Below are 3,307 nucleotides of genomic sequence, written 5' to 3'. Positions count from 1 at the left end.
GTTCGGCGTGAAGGCGTTCACCTGTGAATCGACGTTTCCGGCCGAGACCGAGAAGAAGAGCCGGGGCTCGCCGAGACGCCGGAGGTCGTCGCCGCTCTTCCAGTCGGGCTGGGCGATGACCCCGACCGAGTAGCCGGCGTCCCAGAGAACCCGGCCAAGGAGCGCCGTCCCGAAGGAGGGATGATCGACATAGGCGTCGCCGGTGACGAGGATGATGTCGAATTGGTCGATGCCGAGTTGTTCCGCCTCCGGGACCGTCATCGGGAGAAATTCCGGCTGCCCGGTCATGGGAGCGTCCGGTCGAAGACCGGGAGGTTGACCCCGGTCTTCTCGTCGGGGAGCCGTTTTGCGGTGAGGCCGACGAACTCCGTGACGATCGCCTCGACCACCAGGTAGACCTCGGCCTTCTCCCGGAGGCACCCGGTAATCGACCGTATCCCCTTCCCCGCTGCCGTATGGAGATGGATGGACGGCCCATCCTCCCCGGGGTAGATGGTCGCGAACCCGAGGAGTTCCCAGCCCCCGAATATCTCTTCGGCCCGCGGTGACGGCGGAATGACCGGCTCCTTTGGCCCGGTCACGATCTTCGCCGACCGTACGGCACCGAGGAAATGAATCATGCCGCTCTGGATGTTCATTGCCGCGACGAACCGTTCGATCTCCCGTAGAAAGTCCTCCCCGTCGTCGATCCGGACGGAAAAGACTCTGCCGACCTGCCCTTCCGAGTACTGCATGGACTCACTCTCCTGATATGATAGTGTCGTTTGGTAATATAGTGCTTGACCGGCGGCCGGTGCGGGAAGTTATATACCCGGCCTGCAATGATGCAGTTGCCCTCCGGGCGATAGCGAGGTGTGGCTGCGGTGGTCTGGTTTTTTGAGGTCGAGTATCTGCGGGGGTTAGCCGCCCTCGCCGTGATCGCCGTCCACGTCTCCATGAACTACACCCGGATCCCCGGAGTGAACCTGCTTGCCCTCGTAAACGTCGTCGTCTACGTCGTCGCCCACTTCGCCGTGCCGGTCTTCATCTTCATATCCGGGTGGGTGCTTGGCGCGCGGCATTCAGGTGAATACTCTCTCCGGGACTTCTACCGCCACCGGGCCCGGACGATCCTTCTGCCCTATCTCTTCTTCACCGCCCTCTACCTGGTGATCGTGGTGGAGGGGACGTTCGGGTTCGCCGGCGTGCCGGCGCCCGGGAGAGTGGCGGAGGCCCTCCTTCTCGGGACCGCCGCCTACCATCTCTGGTTCTTCGTGCTGATCATCCAGCTCTATCTCTTCTTCCCGCTGATCGCGAGAGGCTACGACCGGTTCGACCGAGACGGGGCGGCGCTCTATCTCCTCCTCGCCCTCCTCTTCGTTCAGGTCCTCTGGAACGTGGGCGCCCACTGTCTCGGGGCGTTTGCAGGCACGGAGTGGTACACGGTGCTGATCCGCGTCTTTCCGTCGCATCTCTTCTACTTCGTCCTCGGGATCCACGTCGCCCGGCATACGGACAATTTCCGGTCGCAGCTCCGGTCTCTTTCGGCGGCGTGGGTCATCGTCTCAGCCGGTGCGGGCGCTCTCTTCCTCGGCGGCATGTGGGCGGCGGCCGTGCTCCGCTACGGGAGCCTCTCCGGCGCGACTCTCGCGGTCTTCTGCGTCTACCGGATTCTTGAGCCGCTCTACTACGTTCCTGTCATCGCCGTGCTCGTCCTCGCGGCCTGGCGGCTGGAGGACGGAGAGGGCCGTCCTGCGGGTGCCTCCCGGTCCTTTGGGGAGCACTCCTACGGGATCTATCTCGTCCACCCCCTGGTCATCGCCGCCAGTGCGGTCGCTTGGACCTCCCTCACCGGGCTGTCGTGGGCGGACTGGCCGACCTACCCGGCGATCTTTCTGGCCGCCGCCGCGGCGAGCTATGGGGCGGTGCGGGGGGCGTCGGGGATGCCGTACGCCGGGTACCTGCTCGGGGAGCCGCGGGTGCGGCGGGGGCCGGGCCGCTCCGGCGGCACGTAACCACTGCTCTCTCATGTCGGCAGCCCCTGGAACAAAAAGGTTATGTTTTTAAATAATTAATGATGGGCTCCGGTTTCAAAAACCAGCACCTTCGAACAACCGTGAGTCAGGATGCCGGGGCGATTCAGTCCCCCGAGTTTCCCTCCTCTCTCATGCCCCAAAATCTCTCAGATTTTTCCATAACTCAGGCAAATCGGTGAAATTTATTTTTATGGCGTACCACTTATAATCAGCCTTCTCAGCAACCCCCGTTACCTCCGAAAAGCATCCGCAACATCCCTCCGGGTCTCTGGATTTGAGATAATTATATATGTGATGATGGATATCTCCTGGTCACGGTAGCTGCCGAGGCCAGCCGGGCGGGGAAAAAAATGATCTCGATGGGCGCCCGGCCGGCCGATGAGGCAAGGCCCCCGATATCCGGGAAAGAAGCCGAGCTACTGTGCCAGGCGGCCCGTCTCGCAAACCACCGTCTGGGAGCCAAATCCATGGAGAGATAGCAAATGAAAATCCGAGTACCGTTAGGTATCGCTACCGCGGTCATGATGATACTGGCAGCCATGGTTCTGCCGGTCTCGGCGGAAGTGGTGCCGATGTGCACCCAGACGCCTGTAGATGGAGAAGATGTCGAAACGTTGGCCAGGATTGCGACGGGGGGAGGAGAGATCCCCATCGTGCTCTGCAAATGGGAAGCTGACACTACCGGATCCTGGGAAGATGGTGATCCGACACACGCCGTCCCGGGAAGCCAGTTCCTACCCCCGGTAACCTATGAGGGCACAAAGACTGTTAAATATTACGCTGTTGTCTTCGATGACGAGGAGAACGGCGACGTGAATGTCGTCTCCTGGGACGTCTCCCAGCCGGAGAACTGCTGGGGCAACGGCTCGTTCGTGTACCAGGTGATGGGCACGAAGGTCAACAACCAGGACCAGGCCGTGACGCTCTTCCAGAGGGCTCTTGACCGCGGTCTGCTGACCGTTGCCGAGGGTTACGATGCAAACACCATCCTCACGGAGTACCTTGAGAAGGGCACCGCCGCTGTCTGGGTCGGCCAGGCTGACCTCTGCTACTGCATGCCTGCCGGTGACTACTGCGTCGAGGCGAACGCCGTCGATCACAACAACAACTGGGCCGAGCCGCTCTACAACACCTTCGAGTATGTGCCCGTCACCGCCTTTGACATCGACTTCGCATCCGTCAACTACGGCAGCGTGAACATCAATGTGCCCAAGTGGGTTGCAGGCAACACCATCTTCAGCGAAGGTGACAACCGCCCGACCGTCCGCAACATCGGCAACACCTACCTGCAG

At 61.6% G+C, this 3,307-nt stretch carries 3 protein-coding genes and 1 pseudogene; 2 read left to right on the top strand and 2 right to left on the bottom strand.

Features of this window, described 5'->3' with window-relative positions:
- Both ACI94_RS04205 and ACI94_RS04200 read right to left on the bottom strand, forming a co-directional pair.
- Positions 1-288 (bottom strand): annotated as a pseudogene (locus ACI94_RS04205) (YgiQ family radical SAM protein); the annotation flags it as partial.
- The gene (locus ACI94_RS04200) at positions 285-734 is read right to left on the bottom strand and encodes a PPC domain-containing DNA-binding protein (RefSeq protein ID WP_286681137.1); all 450 of its coding nucleotides are present in this window, start codon (positions 732-734) and stop codon (positions 285-287) included. The pseudogene ACI94_RS04205 and the gene ACI94_RS04200, both read right to left, overlap by 4 nt.
- 129 nt (positions 735-863) lie before the next feature.
- On the opposite strand from ACI94_RS04200, the gene ACI94_RS04195 reads away from it, so the two are divergent.
- Complete coding sequence (locus ACI94_RS04195) at positions 864-1,994, top strand: acyltransferase (RefSeq protein WP_286681136.1); 1,131 nt, start codon at positions 864-866, stop codon at positions 1,992-1,994.
- A gap of 503 nt (positions 1,995-2,497) precedes the next feature.
- Positions 2,498-3,307, top strand: an 810-nt coding sequence (locus tag ACI94_RS04190) for a hypothetical protein (protein ID WP_286681135.1), incomplete at its 3' end; no start/stop codon positions are given.

The organism is Methanoculleus sp. DTU007, assembly GCF_001512385.1.
GTDB classification, from domain to species: Archaea; Halobacteriota; Methanomicrobia; order Methanomicrobiales; family Methanoculleaceae; genus Methanoculleus; species Methanoculleus thermophilus.
Note: the sequence above shows the minus strand (reverse complement) of the source record. Positions and strands in the feature narration are given on the sequence as shown.

Excerpts from the sequence above, each read along its gene's own strand:
- ACI94_RS04200 (WP_286681137.1), bottom strand. The coding sequence starts at position 734 with ATGCAGTACTCGGAAGGGCAGGTCGGCAGAGTCTTTTCCGTCCGGATC.